15 protein-coding genes are annotated in these 16,642 nt (G+C 47.6%); 3 read left to right on the top strand and 12 right to left on the bottom strand.

Annotation, left to right across the window (positions count from 1 at the left end):
* Positions 1-65: 65 nt before the first annotated feature.
* The 3 genes from gndA to ACY0JR_RS06470 all read right to left on the bottom strand — a co-directional run bounded on the left by gndA (position 66) and on the right by ACY0JR_RS06470 (position 3,457).
* Positions 66-1,487 (bottom strand): NADP-dependent phosphogluconate dehydrogenase, encoded by a 1,422-nt coding sequence (gene gndA / locus ACY0JR_RS06480; RefSeq protein WP_462633129.1) that lies wholly within the window; start codon positions 1,485-1,487, stop codon positions 66-68.
* A gap of 162 nt (positions 1,488-1,649) precedes the next feature.
* Positions 1,650-1,985, bottom strand: coding sequence for a hypothetical protein (locus tag ACY0JR_RS06475; protein WP_462633128.1), 336 nt, complete (start codon positions 1,983-1,985; stop codon positions 1,650-1,652).
* A gap of 629 nt (positions 1,986-2,614) precedes the next feature.
* On the bottom strand, positions 2,615-3,457 hold the full coding sequence (locus tag ACY0JR_RS06470) for a helix-turn-helix domain-containing protein (protein ID WP_462633127.1): 843 nt from the start codon (positions 3,455-3,457) through the stop codon (positions 2,615-2,617).
* A 765-nt stretch (positions 3,458-4,222) separates the two neighbouring features.
* Between ACY0JR_RS06470 and ACY0JR_RS06465 the strand changes: the two genes are divergently transcribed.
* Complete coding sequence (locus ACY0JR_RS06465; RefSeq protein WP_462633126.1) at positions 4,223-5,806, top strand: endo-1,4-beta-xylanase; 1,584 nt, start codon at positions 4,223-4,225, stop codon at positions 5,804-5,806.
* Between the two features lie 147 nt (positions 5,807-5,953).
* On the opposite strand, the gene ACY0JR_RS06460 is transcribed toward ACY0JR_RS06465, so the two are convergent.
* Both ACY0JR_RS06460 and ACY0JR_RS06455 read right to left on the bottom strand, forming a co-directional pair.
* Positions 5,954-7,039: an FUSC family protein gene (locus ACY0JR_RS06460; RefSeq protein WP_462633125.1), complete on the bottom strand. Its 1,086-nt coding sequence runs from the start codon at positions 7,037-7,039 to the stop codon at positions 5,954-5,956.
* Positions 7,040-7,586: 547 nt separating this feature from the next.
* Complete coding sequence (locus ACY0JR_RS06455; RefSeq protein WP_462633124.1) at positions 7,587-8,219, bottom strand: hypothetical protein; 633 nt, start codon at positions 8,217-8,219, stop codon at positions 7,587-7,589.
* A 266-nt stretch (positions 8,220-8,485) separates the two neighbouring features.
* Here ACY0JR_RS06455 and ACY0JR_RS06450 point away from each other — a divergent pair, with 266 nt between their 5' ends.
* On the top strand, positions 8,486-9,733 hold the full coding sequence (locus ACY0JR_RS06450; RefSeq protein WP_462633123.1) for a PQQ-dependent sugar dehydrogenase: 1,248 nt from the start codon (positions 8,486-8,488) through the stop codon (positions 9,731-9,733).
* A 110-nt stretch (positions 9,734-9,843) separates the two neighbouring features.
* On the opposite strand, the gene ACY0JR_RS06445 is transcribed toward ACY0JR_RS06450, so the two are convergent.
* Positions 9,844-10,560 carry a hypothetical protein gene (locus tag ACY0JR_RS06445; RefSeq protein WP_462633122.1) on the bottom strand — a complete coding sequence of 239 codons (717 nt, stop codon included), beginning with the start codon at positions 10,558-10,560 and terminating at the stop codon, positions 9,844-9,846.
* 243 nt (positions 10,561-10,803) lie between these two features.
* On the opposite strand from ACY0JR_RS06445, the gene ACY0JR_RS06440 reads away from it, so the two are divergent.
* Complete coding sequence (locus tag ACY0JR_RS06440) at positions 10,804-11,751, top strand: alpha/beta hydrolase (protein WP_462633121.1); 948 nt, start codon at positions 10,804-10,806, stop codon at positions 11,749-11,751.
* Between the two features lie 150 nt (positions 11,752-11,901).
* Here the strand turns inward: ACY0JR_RS06440 and ACY0JR_RS06435 are convergent, their stop codons facing one another.
* The 6 genes from ACY0JR_RS06435 to ACY0JR_RS06410 all read right to left on the bottom strand — a co-directional run bounded on the left by ACY0JR_RS06435 (position 11,902) and on the right by ACY0JR_RS06410 (position 16,526).
* Positions 11,902-12,798 carry a DUF5777 family beta-barrel protein gene (locus ACY0JR_RS06435; RefSeq protein ID WP_462633120.1) on the bottom strand — a complete coding sequence of 299 codons (897 nt, stop codon included), beginning with the start codon at positions 12,796-12,798 and terminating at the stop codon, positions 11,902-11,904.
* Complete coding sequence (locus tag ACY0JR_RS06430; RefSeq protein WP_462633119.1) at positions 12,795-13,364, bottom strand: YceI family protein; 570 nt, start codon at positions 13,362-13,364, stop codon at positions 12,795-12,797. Before ACY0JR_RS06430 ends, ACY0JR_RS06435 begins: the two co-directional genes overlap by 4 nt.
* Positions 13,365-13,377: 13 nt before the next feature.
* Entirely contained in the window at positions 13,378-13,770 is a 393-nt protein-coding gene (locus ACY0JR_RS06425) for a hypothetical protein (protein ID WP_462633118.1), read from the bottom strand.
* 52 nt (positions 13,771-13,822) lie between these two features.
* Positions 13,823-14,284: a CHRD domain-containing protein gene (locus tag ACY0JR_RS06420; RefSeq protein ID WP_462633117.1), complete on the bottom strand. Its 462-nt coding sequence runs from the start codon at positions 14,282-14,284 to the stop codon at positions 13,823-13,825.
* Between the two features lie 105 nt (positions 14,285-14,389).
* Positions 14,390-15,712, bottom strand: a complete 1,323-nt coding sequence (locus ACY0JR_RS06415; protein WP_462633116.1) for a porin family protein — start codon at positions 15,710-15,712, stop codon at positions 14,390-14,392.
* Positions 15,705-16,526 carry an RNA polymerase sigma factor gene (locus ACY0JR_RS06410; RefSeq protein WP_462633115.1) on the bottom strand — a complete coding sequence of 274 codons (822 nt, stop codon included), beginning with the start codon at positions 16,524-16,526 and terminating at the stop codon, positions 15,705-15,707. Before ACY0JR_RS06410 ends, ACY0JR_RS06415 begins: the two co-directional genes overlap by 8 nt.
* Positions 16,527-16,642 lie beyond the last annotated feature (116 nt).

Raw genomic sequence — 16,642 nt, 5'->3', positions numbered from 1 at the left:
CGTTTCTGAATTAAATGCAAAGACAGAAGTCTTTGCTTAAAGAAGTTAAGGCCTCTAGCCGAAGTTTAGTCCCACTGGGTATGGAAAATGCCAGGTTGGTCAATGCGCTCATACGTATGCGCCCCAAAGTAATCGCGCTGCGCTTGGATGAGGTTGGTGGGCAAAGTTTCGCTGCGGTAGGCATCAAAATAGGCTAGGGACGTCATTAAGGCGGGTACCGGAACTCCTTTGTCAATGGCCAGTTTCACCACGGTACGCATGTCTTCCTGCCGGTTCAGCAGTTCCTGTCCAATAGTGGGGTCCAGCAACAGGTTGGGTAAGGCAGGATTTGCCGCGTACGCTTTCCTGATGTCTTCCAGGCAGGCCGCTCTAATGATACAGCCGCCGCGCCAGATTTTGGCTACTTCCTGTAAATCCAGCTCATAATTGTACGTGGCTGAGGCGACGCGCAACTGCACCAAACCTTGTGCATAGGTGGTGAGCATGGCGAAGTAGAAAGCGTTTCTGAGTTGGTCTGCCAGCACGTACCAGTCCGCCGTAGGGGCTTCTTCCTTTGCAGAGGAGGTGGCTAAGCTCTGGGCCGCCAAAATCCGCTCCTCTTTGTACGCCGACATGTCGCGCATGGTCACAGCGATGTCTACCGTGGGCAGGGGCACTTGTAGGTCCATGGCGTTCTGGGAGGTCCATTTTCCGGTTCCTTTTTGCTTCGCCCAGTCAGAGATAAGGCTCACCAGCTTCTGGCCGGTCTGTTCATCGGTCTTTTTCAGAATCTGGCCCGTAATCTCCACCAGAAAAGACTGCACTTCGCTGTTGTTCCATTCCTCAAAGAGACGCTGAATCTCTTCATCTGAGTTGCCTAAACCACGCTTGAGTAAGTCATAGGTCTCCGCGATGAGTTGCATAATGCCGTACTCAATGCCGTTGTGCACCATTTTCACGTAGTTTCCCGCTGAGCCGTTGCCCAGATACGCTACGCAGGGTTCGCCGTCTACTTTGGCTGCTACCGCCTCAAACACGGGGCGCAGCCGTTCATAGGCCTGACGGTCGCCGCCGGGCATCATGCTGGGCCCGAAACGAGCGCCTTTCTCCCCCCCGGAAATGCCCATCCCGAAGAAGTGGAGTTGTTTGGCCTCTAATTCCACAATGCGTCTGTTGGTATCTGGGAAGTAGGAGTTTCCGCCGTCAATGACAATGTCACCGGGTTCCAGATATGGCGTGAGGCTGGCAATGGCGGCATCTACCGCTTTCCCGGCGGGCACCAACAGCATGAGCGCCCTGGGCTTTTGCAGCGAACTGACAAATTCCTGAATGGAGGTGGTGCCTTTCACGGCTTTGCCCTGGTCGGCTTCGGCCTCCAGTGCAGCCGCTTTCTGCGGGTCCAGATCCAGCCCTACTACTGAGAAGCCGTGGTCTGCTATGTTCAAAAGTAAATTCCGGCCCATCACGCCCAACCCCACCATTCCAAAATCGAATTCCATTGTGTTCATGTTTGCTTTTTGAAGTAGATACGAGTAAAACGCCTAAACTTACCCTTATTTCTTTAAAAGAGAGCAACTCACCGGTACGTAGAATGAAAGCGGTTACGGTTTGGGCAAAAATAAAAGCACGCTTTTGGCGTGCTTTCAGGAACTGGAGTACTTCTTGCTTCGCTATTTCTTCTTTTTATCCACGGCAAGGGCTATTGCGGGTTTGGCTGCCTGGGCTCTGTTGGTCAGTTCACCATACAACACGTAGCCTACTTGGTCGCCCACGGTTACGAGCGCCCAGTGAGCACCTTGTTTGCGGTGGAACAGCACCTCATCGGTGGTTTTTAAGCTGGTGAGCACTTCGGTGCAGGTACCGGCCTGTCTGTACAGCTTCACGTCATCTGAGATGACTTGGGCTTCAATGCATTTTTTGTTTTTCTGGGCAGCATCTTTGCTGTTTTGGGCAAACCCTAAAACAGGTAAAGATATAAGTGTCAGGAACAGGATAAACTTTTTCATGATCTAAAACGACTTAAATGATTTGATAAACTGCAATAGATAGGAACATCCAAGAAAAGCAAGTATCACGAAAACGAAGACACAAGACGGTACCAGACACCAGCAGGTGCCGCAGTTAAGGGGATTACTATTCTCTGGTTTAAGCGGTTTAAAGGATGCTTATAGGTTGTTAGTTTCCAGAGGTTCAGATAAGTTTGGATGGATTGAAATACCGGATTGACTTGCGTGCAAAGAAGAAATAGAAGCCCAGATCAGTTCCAGGGTGAGGAGGAACACATTTGAATGAAAAGTTTAGAGCAGCAGGTTAAGTTGATCAAGTCAAGGTTTTTGTGGCTATTTGAATTTACTTTGAAACAAACCCCATCATTGCGTCAGTTGCACATTCACCCTTCCACGTTCAAGAGAGCGTCACATTATCGGCTTTGCCTCACCTGTGCCAGGATCGTTGCTTTTGTACTCCTGTAGAAACAACCCAGGCCTTTAGGTGTGTTCTTTCCGGTTTTCGGCGGCCATCTTTCTACTTTCTGGCAGAGGTGGCTGCTTTTTGATTTCGTTTCAAAAATACGGTGATGAACCGCTGAAGAATAGTAAAATGTCGCCAAACTATGTTAAAGTTCTATTTTAAAATGTTAAAATTCTATACGGCTAGAATAGTTTTCACGGGTTAAGGGAGTTTCTTTCAGGAAATTGGAGGGACTGTCACCGGCAAACTTTTTGAAGTCTTTGATTAAGTGCATCTGGTCAAAATAGCCGCAATCTGTAGCAATGGCGGTCCATTCCTTTTTAGGGTCTTTCAGTTTCTGAAGCAAGGCATGATTGAACCTGGCAACACAGCAAAACAGCTTGGGCGACATTCCCACCTGTTGGGTAAATCTGCGCTCAAAACTACGCTCACTCATATTGGCATCAGCGGCCAACTGCTCTACCGGCAACATTCTCGCTTCTCTTAGAATAAGATTGGCAATAGAAGAGATGCCGTCTTTGTAGTCTACAAAGCGCTGCTTTTTAAGATAATACAGCAGAAATGCATTGGCTAGGGCACCCATCTGAGGCAGCGTATGGGCGTAGCATAACTGTTCATACAACCATTCTACCCGTTTGTCTAACACATCTGGCGTATGGAAGACATAGTTGGTGAACGCACTACCAGGGTGCCGGAAGATGCTGGTAAACCCACCTGGCCTGAAGATAATCTCAAAAAAGGCGTAACTGCCTTTAAACGTCATGAGTCCGTTGTGTTGTGTTCCCAAGCCCACCACTCCGCCGTAAGGACCGCCTTTCAGCAACTGCCCGGTCTGGGGGTTATCTAGCTGCACGGGTTTCGCCTTGAAAAAGAAGGGCATGCTAATCTCATGGGAGGCGTGCCAGGGCTTGATCAGGTCCTGCCCATCGGTATCAAACTCGCGGTAGGTGTAGCAGCGCACAAACGGTGCTACGGCAGGCGCTGGAGCAATTTCTGCTGTGGTAATCATGTGCCATCACTGAGCTATTTCTATTCACTACTCATTTCATCTCAGAGCATGTTTACACGTTGGGTTCGTAAGCGAAAATGGCCAGAGTAAGATTCCGCAGGTCCTTACTAGAATCCGGTTTGCAGCACGAAAGACAAAGTGTACACATGCACCCCATGCTTCTTAAGCAAAGCATACCCAGAGTGGCAGTACTTTTTTGTAAGTAGATTCCAAAGAACCTTTGTTTATGCTACGCGAGTAAAAAGGCGTTGTTATATTTTTAACAAATTGAAAATAATGCCATAAAGTTTATAAAGTATACTGCACCCAAGCTAGAAGATTGTAAAGTTCATTTCCCGCATTGTAGGAATTCCTACCTATACCACCAGATTTAAAGGTACTGCTACTTTTAGCAGATGCTGGTGTCTTTGTAAGTCTTAAACCCTTCGTTTTCTTTTACTTAACAATATCTTTTTCTAAAAGATTAGAGTAGAAAGTACTTTAAGCACATGGTCAGGAATAAGCAGGTATTCTGTTTCAACTTCATGATAGATGATCTTTCAAATTGCAAGAACTTTAACTAAAGGACTTTCTACTTTGCAAAAAGCTGCTTCTAATGACAAAAAAATGTTTCCCTGTAGCCTGTTTGCTGGTATGAGTTACTACCCTTTCAAATTATGGGAAAGGAACCTTGCCAAGATTGAAAATTGCTTTAGGGGTCAATAGGCTTTTACTTGTATTTAGCTTACATTTAACATAACTTTTTTACCTACGCAACTTCCTTTTATGTTTAAACCTTTACTCTCTATTTTATTGACGGTGTTTATCTTTCTCACCTTTCAGGTGCAGGGACAAAACACCCCACCCTCCTGCGTGATCACGGCGCCCCACAACAATGCCTATTTCCAGGAAGGTAAGGCCATGACTATTCGGGTGTATGCTACTGATATTGGCGGCACTTCTGCCAACGGCACGGTGAGCAAAGTGGAATTCTTCAACGGTAATACCAAATTGGGCGAAGCAACCACGGCCACCAATAACACCTACTCTTTTGTGTGGAGCCCGTTAACTGCTGGCACGTACACCCTTACCGCCAAAGCCACCGATAACCTGAACATGGTGAGCACATCGGCGGGCGTCATGGTGACGGTGGGCACCACGGCACCCGTGGCACAGGGGCTTAGCGCCTGCAAAGGAAAATACCTGGCCAACATCATTGCCGGTGCCGTGCCAAACAACTACTCTAGCCTCTGGAACGGCATCACCGCCGAGAACAATACCAAATGGGGCGTAGTGGAACAAAACCGCGATGTCATGAACTGGTCTGGTGCCAACGTTGCATATAACTATGCGAAGAACAACCACCTCATGTTCCGGTATCACGTCTTTGCCTGGGGAAACCAGTTTCCAACCTGGGCTATCAATTCTAATAACAATCTGCTTCTTTCGCCCGCAGAATTTCAGGAGGAAATGGAGGAATACATGGCGGCTGTGGCTACTCAATTCCCCAATGGCATTGACCAAATAGACGTCCTTAATGAAAACCTAAGAACCCATGCCCCGGCAACCGCAGCCTTCAGAACCGGCTTAGGCGGAGCAGGCACTACTGGTTATGATTGGATTATCTGGATGTTTGAAAAAGCCAGAAAATACTTCCCTAACTCGAAACTTATCCTGAATGATTATGGGCTGGAAAATGATCAAACGGCTATAAACGAGCAATTAACGGTTATCAAATTACTAAGGGACCGCAACCTCATTGACGGCTTCGGAACGCAGGCGCATGAGTTCAACATCAACACCTTGACCGCTGCCCAACTGAAAACTGCTTTGGATCTGATGGACAATGCCGGCGTACCCATTTACGTGACTGAACTGGATATTTCCTCTAGCAGTGACAATACCCAAAGTAGCCGTTATCAGACGCTGTTCCCGGTGTATTGGGAGCATCCGGCTGTGGCCGGTATTACACTTTGGGGCTATGAACAGGGAAAAACCTGGAAAGCCGATACCCACCTCCTCACCAGCTCCGGGCAAGACCGACCTGCCATGACCTGGCTACGGCAATACATAACCGGCAAACCTGATGTGGGCTATCCTTACTGTAACCAGGAAGCACTGGTGACCGGCATAGACGATGAAGTTACCACCGCCACTTCCACAGCGTATCCTAACCCCTTCAATCAGGAATTCACCTACAAAATGGCCGGACGGTTTAGCTACCAACTTTACAGCAGCACTGGCATCTTGGTAGCTTCTGGAACCGCCACTGATAAAATAACTCTGGGTGCTGCCCTTGCCAAAGGATTGTACGTCCTGAAAATTTCTCAGCGGGAGACAAGCAAGACAGTCAAACTGATCAAAAACTAACTGGCTTCACCTTTCGGCTAGGCGCCGATAACCAGAACCTGCCTAAAAGATAGATTAAAGTTTAAAAACAGAGCGCCCCGTCATTAGACGGGGCGCTCTGTTTTTTACCTGTTTTGATGAAAAGAGATGTAAAACAGCTAACCTTGATCAAGGTACTGCAACCGTTGCAGGCTTGACTTCCAACCCACTTTGCAGTTGAGTTTCTGACACAATTCGGCCTAAATCTGTGAGAATACTACCAAAGTCGCGGAGGGTGGCCAAGGAACTGATTTGCCGGAGACTATCCAGACATCGGGCTTGCTCCTGCTGGGCTTGTTTACAGTTCTCTTGCAGATTCAGCAGATGTTCTGGGGTCGTATTGACAGACGAGAGCCCATACGCCGAAATACAATCTGCGGTGGCTTGCATGGCTTGTTTCAGTTGCTGCACATAGGCCTGCTCAGGTGCCACGTGCTGGTTCAAATTAATATCGGCCAGGCTCCGCCGAATACCTCTGATCTGAATGGTAATGCTTTCCAGTTGCGTAATAGTCTCTGAAAGCTGGCTCAGCCTCACCCGTTGGTGGGTAAGCAGCGGGTTGTATTTCAGGCTTTGCTCGGCGAGACCCAGCGTCTTTTGGCACTCCTGACTTTGCTTAATCAAGGCGTCTACTTCTGACCTCCCCGTTTTCCTTGTCGGTCCCCAATCATTCAGCAAAGCGGCTAAGTTGGTCAGTGTAAGGGCCGCCAGGTTGCTGTAAGTCAGAATGCTGCGCTCTACCTGAGGCACGGCATTCTGGGGCACAATCAAGGCATTGATCAGAACCGCAATGCCAGAACCCAGTATCGTTTCTATGATCCGCTCAAACGCATAGCCCTGGCGGGTTTGCCCGAAGGCCAGCACCAGCAGTGAACTGATAGCTACCTGAGAAATAATCTGAGGATTCATCCGGAAGGCTTTGGCAATGCTCATGCCAATCAGGATGATAAAGAAAATAGATACTGCTCCAATCTCAAACCAATGTCCCAGTAACATGCTTACCAGCACCCCGCCTATAATGCCAATAATGCGCTGGGTGGCTTTGTCCACGGAGTCTGCCACGGTTACCTGCACCGTAATAATAGCGGCCACCGCGGCAAAGTAAGGGTATTCTGAATGCAGAAAACTGGTAGCTACCAGCCATGATATAGCTGCGGCAAAGGCTGTTTTTGCGATCTGTAACGTCAGCCCAATTTTTTCTAATAGTTCTACCACCTTATTCACAGGCTATTCTTACTTGTCCCATTCTGCAAGGTTTTCTTTTTAGATGATAGCGTTTAAGTTGCTGTCAATCCTGAGTTGCATACTGACAGCTTCTGCCTACTCCACTACTTCAACGCATGACCACTCTTTTTTGGCTTGTTTTCCCTAAATGAGCTAAAAACGAAAAGATCTATCAATGCAATTATTTCACTCGCTCGCCTCTGGCGAGTGTGAGTTACCTGCGGCCTCTGGCCGCGGTACAAAGTAATTTCAAATTACTCTTAAAAGTCTTTCGTGAATTGCAGAGAAAAGGAAATAGTCATGCTGTATGAATTTGTCCGTGCCATTGTTGGTGTTATCACCAACAATCCTTTACCGGCTCCCTTCTTCGCACTGCCTTCAAACTGAACTGATTAAAAGTTATTGGTGATAACACCAGCCACGGCGAAAATTACTTAGCGTAGCGGCGGGACGCCGCAGGTAGCTCACACTCGCCAGAGGCGAGCGAGTATTAGCCCATTGCGTATTTAGGGTGATTTTCTGAAATCAAGCTGAAAACTTAGTGCTTGCTCCGGTACCCGAAACCAAATAAAGTGTGAAGGGCAATGTTTGGTACTGTAGCAGTTCCGCCTCCGGCCAGGGGCATTCTGGCCCAGGCAGCGGTTAGCTTTGCTTCAGGCCTGAAAAACCAATGCTCGGCTACCCCCAGTTTCGGTCCTAGGGCGGCTTGCAGGCATAGCCCTGAGATATGATACCCGCCGCCCACCAGGCTACGCACCGGGTTGATGGCCTTTCCCCTTATTCGTCCTTCGGGGTGACCCACTACAAGCCCTAAACCAATCCTGAAAAGACCGGGTGCATCAGCAATAGGAAAAGTGCGGCTAAGCATGGCCAGATTGTAGCCGTGCGAAACCTCAAAATGTTCGATCTCTGCGGGCGGATTCTCCAGATACACCTTATGGTGCACCAACTCGGCACTCCATTGCTTATATCCCAGCCGGTATGCGTAGTACGGAGAGCCCGTCCAGGGGCGAGTTTTGTACTGCGCGTTGAAACGAATGGGTGCTTCGCCCGGCTGTTGAATGCTCAAAGGCGTATGGAAACTCCAGGAGGTCCCTAGAAACACTTCCGCCGTGAGGTCTTGTGCAAAGGAATTAGCCTTGATGTACAGCAGGCACACTAGAGACAGCATCCGCCTGAGACTTCTAATCTTTGTCAACTTACCCATAAACGCAGCATGAAATCGTTTTCAATAGCATTAACGGTAGAAGAATTGTTCTGTTTAAGTAAAATCCAGCCAATCTCCTGGATTCTGAAACGCCCTCCTCTGGCTTGTCTTATCTGGCTTTAAACATTCTCAAGCAAAACACAGTTAATAAACCAACAACTGCTAGTGTATTGATATTGAAAGGCTTTCCTTTTGAAACACATCAGACTTCAAATTTAACCGCCGCTTCTATGAGCATCACCAAAGAAGTACTCTTTTCCATTCTTCTCATGGCTGCTGTGGGAACAGCCTGCAACAACAAAGGGATTCCGCAGGAAGATCCTATCCAGGGACCTTCGGACTGCTCTCCCCTTGAAACCAGGCAAGCCAATGCGCCCGAGCAAAAACCAGCGTTTGCCGGCCAAACCCGGGCCTGCGCCATGACCTCTGCCACCGCCTATACGGTAGACGTTTTAACCAAAGGACTGGAAACCCCGTGGGCCGTGGAGCCTTTACCAGACGGTTCACTTTTGGTTACTGAGAAGCCAGGTCGCTTGCGCATTGTGTCTGCCACGGGCACAGTGGGCGAACCCATTGCTGGTTTACCGGGGGTAGACGCCCGGGGCCAAGGCGGATTGCTGGACGTAGCCCTTAGCCCTAACTTTGCGTCTAACCGAACCATCTTCTGGAGCTTTTCAGAGCCTAGAGCAGGCGGAAACGCAACCAGTGTGGCCCGGGGAGTTCTATCAACGGACAGGAGAAGCCTGAGCGATGTACGCGTCATTTTCAGAGCGATGCCCACCTACAACGGCACCATGCACTATGGTTCGCGCCTGGCGTTTGGGCCAGACGGCATGCTGTATGTCACTTTAGGCGAGCGTTCGGTGCTTGAGATTCGGCCGCAGGCCCAACACATGGACAGCCACATGGGCAAAGTGGTTAAGATTACCCCAGATGGAGCCGCCGCACCCGGCAACCCTTTTACCGGACAAGCCGGTGCCCTGCCTGAGATTTGGAGCGTGGGCCATAGAAATGTACAAGCTTCGGCTTTTGACGCCGAAGGAAAATTATGGATCGTGGAAATGGGTCCGCAAGGCGGCGATGAACTGAACCTGATTGAGAAAGGCAAGAACTACGGTTGGCCGCTGGTCACGTACGGCGAAGAATATTCGGGTAGCCCGGTTCCTAATTCGGTAACCGCCAAAGAAGGATTTGAACAGCCCGTGTATTATTGGGACCCGGTCATTGCGCCCTCCGGAGCCCAGTTCTACACCGGAACAGCGTTTCCTGAATGGCGGAACAACCTTTTCATTGGCGGCCTGAAAGACAAGTTCTTGGTACGGCTGAAGATAGAGAACAACCGGGTTACCGGCGAAGAACACTTACTCACCGACCGCAACCAACGCATACGAGATGTAAAGCAGGGACCAGACGGGGCCCTTTACGTAGTGACAGACCAGTCAAACGGCGAACTCTGGAAGATATCGCCTAAGCGTTAAGCTTATTGAGTGCTTTTGTGCTAAATACAGTTTTGATCTAAATCACAGCGTGCTCTGGTTCCGGTTCAATTTGAATAAAACAGGCGGTAAACAGAGCACGTTGGTTTCTTCTACTGCACTATTATTTTGTAATACATCACCACCACTACAGACACTATCACCAAGATAATCCAATACATGCCGCGTTTGGTTTTCAGGTCGATGCTCTTGTTTTGCCGTATCTGAAGAAAAGACCACGTTTGAATACAGATGAAAAGGATGCCGCTTGCGCCTACCAGCACTTTGTTTGTAGCCAGATAAACGGTCGCCATGAATAGCAAGGTAGCGAGTGTAAGGAGACCATTAAACCTTTGCAGGAGACTCTTCTTCGGCTTCCTTTCCAAGGGCCTGATCAGTTGTAACAGGCTCTCCAGTTCCTCGGCGTGTTTTATCTGGGCGGGCACTATGATGATATCCTGCGCCTCTTGGCCCTTAATGATAAAACCACCCTCCTCGGTTTTAGAAATCTCCTGAATATGGGAGAAAGGCAACTCAATGGTAGGCGTCTGTAATTGCTCTCTTCTGATACTGGCATCTGACACCGTGAGCGCATAGCTTTTTAAGAGCAGTTTCTGCCGTTGTGAGCCCATGTACAACCCGAAAGCCAAAACCACCATCATACCCGGCACCAGGTACACCAGCATCCCAAAGTCAAGGCCTTTGCCCGCACTATACTGACTAATCCCAATCCCAAAAACCAGCGCCAAGACCAACAATGGAAGCGATTTCAAAAGCGCCTTTTTCCTTATTTGCTTGATTCCTTCTTTCCTGATTTTGTATTGCCGCATTGTAGGAGTTACATTAAAAAGAATTTGCCTACGCGCTACGCTGAAGAAGAAGGGAAAACTTCTTCTTCAGCGTAGCGCCCGTTTTACTCACGTCCTTTTACAGGCTGCTTTTCAAAAATACGGGTTAAACTGGTCATGCAAAGGACTTTGCGGTGCTTATTTTTCCTAACCTACCAAGTTCCCCATCCGTTATTCTTAGTCTGTGTTTAGCTGCCATTTGCCACTAATTGCCTGGAACAACGCATGAAAAGAAACATCACGTTAGCCGCTGCCGGAGCTGCCTCTGCCCTGCTGTTGGCCTCCCTTGCATATGGCGTAGGGAAAAAGCGTACCGCTTACGTCAAGAGTTATATCAAGAAGAAAGTATCTAAAAAAGCGCTCCACATCCAGAGTTTACCAGACCCGCCCAAGAGTCTGAGCAAAAAATACGCGTTTGAGAAAATTGAGGCGAAGGGGGTACCCGGGTACTGGATCAATAGAGAGCAATCCGCTAACGGCGTGTTGGTGTACCTGCACGGTGGCGGGTATTTGTTTGGTCCCGTAGAATTGCAATGGAAATACATGGCCCGCCTCAGCCGTCTCACCAACATGGCCGCCATTGTAGTAGATTACCGAATGGCACCTTCCAATCCCTTCCCGGCGGCTCTGGATGATGTCATCACCTTCCTGACTACCCTACAAGCAACCGGTGATTTACCGTTGAATTATGTATTAGTGGGAGACAGCGCCGGTGGCGGTTTAGCGGTGGCTACAACGTACAGCTTAAAGGAAAGGCAAGCTCCCCTGCCCCAAAAGTTACTGCTCTTATCACCGTGGCTGGACATTATGTTGTCTAATCCTGCCTCACAACTTACCGCTCCCAAAGACATCATTCTTGGGTTTGACTCCGTGCGGGCGGCGGCCCGAAAATACATACAAAACCAAGACCCAAGAAACCCACTTATTTCTCCTGTCTTTGGTGATGTGGCTGGTTTGCCGCCCACCCTGCTGCAGATTGGCACCGCTGAGATATTCCTCTGGGACAGCCGAAGCTTTGTGCAAAAACTGGCGAATGCCCAGGTACCCGTGCAGTTTGAAGAATACGAAGGTATGTTCCATGTGTTCCCGTTGGTGTCCTTTCTGCCGCAAAGCAAGAAAGCCCTCAAATCTCAGGTGGCTTTCCTGAAGGGAGAAAAACCTTCCATTCTCTAATTTTAGACTGATGTAGTTAAGCGAGGCCGATGGCTGTTTCAGAGCCTCTTTTCAGAAAGAAGCCCTGAAACAGCCTCTGGATTCACTTCGGGTAAAAACAAAAAAAGACCCCTGAAGATCAGAGGCCCTTTCCAGAGAGTAACCTTTACATTACCATTCTTTTTTGTCTCTTCCCAGATTGAACACCCTGGAGATATTGAAGCCGAAGTAGATATCACCCGATGACCAGGCACCCGCATTCCGGGGAACAAAGAACTTCTCCACCATGCCCTGCGAATTGGTTACCATCAGTTGAAAGACGTGCCCTCCGGTCTCAATGTCAAACCCCAGAGACAGACTGTTCTTGAAAGCATCAGCGGTTTCGCCGGGCAGGAGGTAGAAATACTCTGCGTTGAAAGAGGTTCGTTTAGACAGTTTGAATCTTCCGCCCGCGCCCAAAGCATACACATCGGTTTCCCCGAAGCCGGTTTCCACCAGGTTTCGGTGCACCAACGTGGGGGCAAGTTGTAGGGAGAGCCGATCTGAGAACTTACGGGCCAGCAGCACCTGAAAACTGTAGGTCAACCTATGGGCAAACTCAAAGTCTTTTTCCTCATCGGCCCAATCTAACGTTCTTACCGCCACGCTGGAAAAAGCGGTCACTGTTACGGGCAGTCCGTTGGCTTTCTGTTGTAGTACCTTGTACTTCAGATACCCGTCAAAGGTCTTCTCCAGTGAACTTCTCCCCACCCCTACGGTGAACTTGTCAGTGACGCCGTACTCCAGCGCCAGTCTGATAGTTGATTGGTCAAGGCCCCAGAAGTTGTAGGCTCCGCTGTTCAAGGTGCCAAACCGGTGAGAGATGAGGAAAAGCAAGGTGCCCGCGCCGTTTGTTTCTACTGTATGCCCGTTGAGGAGACGCGTCGCCTTGAACGTAGCGGTCACTGCCCCATTCTCAGAACTGTCGTTGGCCTCGGCTAATTGCAGGAGATCATTCTGCGCAAAAGCCCCTGGTTTTACCCAAACGGAGAGAAAAGCCGCCAAAAACATCATCTTCACTGTTTTCATAAGCTCTTCTCCACGTAAGGTACATACACTACATTCACGGTAATATCAATGCGTTTGGCAATGTGCTCTTTCACCAGAAACGGAATCTCAATGTTAAATTCCTGCGGCGTGACTGAAAAGGTAGACATGCCCACCAACTGCTTTCCTTTCACCTGCAGGGTCCCGTTGGTTCTCACCGGTCGGTCCACTCCGTGAATGGTCAGAACACCTTCTATCAGAACTTTATAGAGGTTGTCCTGGGCCAGATCCACGTTCTGCATGTTGGTCACCTTGCCTTTAAAGGAAGCTTTGGGATACTTGTCAGACTCCACGTAGTTCTCGTTGAAGTGTTCCTGCATCAGTGATTTCTTGAACTGAAACGCCTTCATAGGCACAGAGAAGACCATGTCGCCCGTTTTCACGTCTAGAAAAGAAACTACTTGCCGGTTGCTCGCTTCAATGTCTTCTAGCGGCGCTTTGGAGAAAAAGGAGATGAAGCCTGTCTTGGTATAATACCGGTTTTGCGCCATCACGGTCACCAGCCCCACCTGAAGTACTGCGCCTAATACAAGTATAAATCGTATCATAAGAAAAGGCTGGTTAGTTGTTGGGAGCGCCAGCATCTACCCATTTCTTGATTTTGGCTATGTTGCAGTCAGATAGTTTGGTTCCTCCTTTGGGCATCTGCGGAAATCCATTGGCGTGCGTAATAACGCCCATCAACTTTCCGTTATCTGCTACGGCTTTTACCCGGGCATACGTATCCAAAATCATCCCTCCCTCGGCTACTGCCGCACTATGACAAGTAAGGCAGTTTGAACTGATTATTCCAGAAACAGTGCTAGAATAGGTTACTGCATTGGTGTCACATTGCTGTGGCTGCGGATTAGGCTGGTTAGGCGTTATTTCTTCTTCTTTGTCATCTGTACACGCCCACAAAAGGCAGGATGAGAAAGTGAAGACCATCAAACAGAAGCGGATTATGTTTTTCATAGAAGAAAATTGAAAGTTGATGAGAAATACGTACTGCATGAGCCCCAGAGGGCTATTGTCGTCTTACCTGTGCTCTGATTTCACCTGCCGGAAATTGGGCACTGTGGATGTTCACATACCATTTTCCTCCCAATAATTCTGCTTCCTGGTCTGCGGTAAGCGCGGGAGTTTGAGAAGTGATGGGGCTGGTAAAAGGGGTTGCACCAATAGGAATCACCACCGGACCACTTACCCCTACATCGCCTCTATGAAAGTGCATGTTTGTGGCCGTAAGGCCGGAGTACGTAATGGTGTAAGAAAGTATTTTGGTGTCTTGGTCATAAGTCCCCGTAAACGTGCCCGTGGCTTGTGATGAATTTGCCGGAACTTCCTCAGATCCTCTGATGGTAGCATTCTGCATTTTGATGATATTGGTTGGCGTCTCGTCATCATCATCACTGCTACAACTGCTGATAAAAGAAAGAGAGACTAAAAGGCCGAAGGCCAAACGGGCAAAGTTGTTTCTGGTTTTCATAAGGTTAGCGTTTTAGTGTGACATTGGTATATAAAAAGTAAGGGCAAAAGCGTACCACTCAGCACTTTTGATCTGTGCTGCCCAGGGAATCAATTCTAGATAATCTTATGGTTTAAGCTTAATTGTATAGCCTGCCGAAAAGAAAACTCCGGCGCTTGTTAGGTTTACTTTTCCTGCTCCAACCCCGGCGTAGGGAATTTTCACAAAAGGCTCCACCCCAAAGGAGAAAACCGGAGAAACTTGCCGAGTATAGACTAAAGACACATTCTGCACCTGAAACCAATGTCGGTTCTTATTGTCTACTTCATAAGTATAGTCATAGGAACTACCGTACCCGTTACTATACCCCGAACTGTACTTTTCATGCAGCATCACGTAGCTGGAAAGCCCTGCCTGCACCGCCAACGTATTGCTGCCACTCGTAAGAACGTTATATCTGATATTTACCGGAATATCCAGCACTCTGCACGTGGCCTCTATAGTGGAGGTATAAGTATAGCCTCCGGCAGAAGTATAGTCTTCCGGCTGAGCATCATACACCTTATTTGCCCATATTACCCCAGTAACTAAACTAATTCTTTTAGAAAGAGGGATACCAACCAGAATTCCGGCATTCGCACTAAGGGCATCTGCATCTTTAAACTTAACAGTAGTCAAATCTGGGGCTACTGCCACTGCAAGCTGAACAGAATTCAAAAACCAGGAAGATTTCTCTTGTTCCTTTTCCTCACTAATTGAATCTTGAGACATTCTATCGTGAGTAAGAACTTCTGCCTGCGTTGTATCTCCTGATAAAATAAATTCTGAAACGGAATCTCTTCGTACAAACTCCTCATTACTTGATCGAAAGATCGAATCTCTCTTACTAGCAACTTCTATGTTCAAGTTCCTCTCATTGACCACTGCAATCTTTACTGAACTTGCAGTATCACCTGAAGCAATTCTTGGGATTGATAAGCTATGCTTACCCTTGGTCTTAGGCAGATCAGTGATTGCAGTTGTGATACCAACTTCTTTTTCCGTACGTACTAATGTATGATTCTGCTTTTTTCTTACTGAAGTCTCTGCAACTGGAATCTCTGTTTTTCCCGTTATTTTAGAAAAGTGGCCTTCTTCTGCTATATAAACCTTTCCAGTTTGCCTTTGCTCTTCTTTGGGTTCGTTATACTTTTCTGATTTGCCGCCCTCTTTCTTAGCATTTCTATTCGGATTTACATCAATGATGGGAGCATCTATGGGTACAAACAAGGTTGAGATACTTACTAAAAGAAGTAAAGCTATAAAAGGAGAGTATTTTTTAAACCATCTGTGGCGCACAGGCACCTTCCCCAACTTTTTCTCCATTGCCGCCCAGGCATCAGGGTCAAAAGGAGGATCGAAGTTTTCTGCGGATGCTTTAAACAAGCGATCCAGCTCTTCGTCAGACATATTGTTCAAGTTCATCTACTCTGTTTTTTTTTAACACTTCCCTCAAATTTGCGCGGGCTTTAGAAAGATTAGACTTCGAGGTTCCTACTGAGATTCCCAAGATCTCTGAAATCTCCTCGTGTGTATAGCCATCTATTACATACAGGTTGAATACCGTTTTGTAAGCAGGAGACAAGTTTTGAATCAGACTTATCAGGTATTCATAATTAAGATCACTTACAATGTCAGTCGCGTCGGCTACTGGAGGAGCTGTCTCTAAATCAGCACTATGGTAATGTTTCAGATTATGCCGGTAGTTGTCAAGTGCCGTATTGATCATGATGCGTCTAATCCACCCCTTTAAGGACTTGTTTTGATCATACTGCTTCAATCTGGTAAAAACCTTCATGAAACCATCATTCAATACCTCTCTCGCTTCTTCTGAATCCTTTGAATATCGAACACATATGCTCATAGCGTAGCCAAAGAAATGCTTGTACAGCTTTCTTTGCGCCTCTCGGTTGTTTTCCAAGCAACCTCTAAGCATCTCTACAACTTGTTTGCTTTCCGTCTCAATCACAGGTTCCGAATTTGCATACCCATCACGGACAACTTTAAAAATAGGTTGCCTCCTGATTGTAAAATTTAATGATTTATTTTCAACAACACGAAAGTTGTTTGAAGGGCTTGAAACAATAAGAGGTAGAAGGTCACAGAAGATATGATAACTTTCTAAAACATCGGTAAAGGAGGGAACCCAAAGGGAAGAAGAGAAATGGAAATTGGTTTTCAGGCTGTTTATAGAAAAACAACTCAGAAATAAAGTATGAGGCACTTGATAAAAAATTGCTAAGCTGATGACTTAGAAACGAGGGAGAGATTGTGCACACATTCACATGGTGCTTTCTGGCAAGAAAATGACCTATCTTGAAATGAGGAATAGAAAACGGC

The organism is Rufibacter sp. JT3400010 (assembly GCF_054956755.1).
The sequence above is the reverse complement of the archived record's forward strand: the minus strand, read 5'-3'. Positions and strand labels throughout refer to the sequence as shown.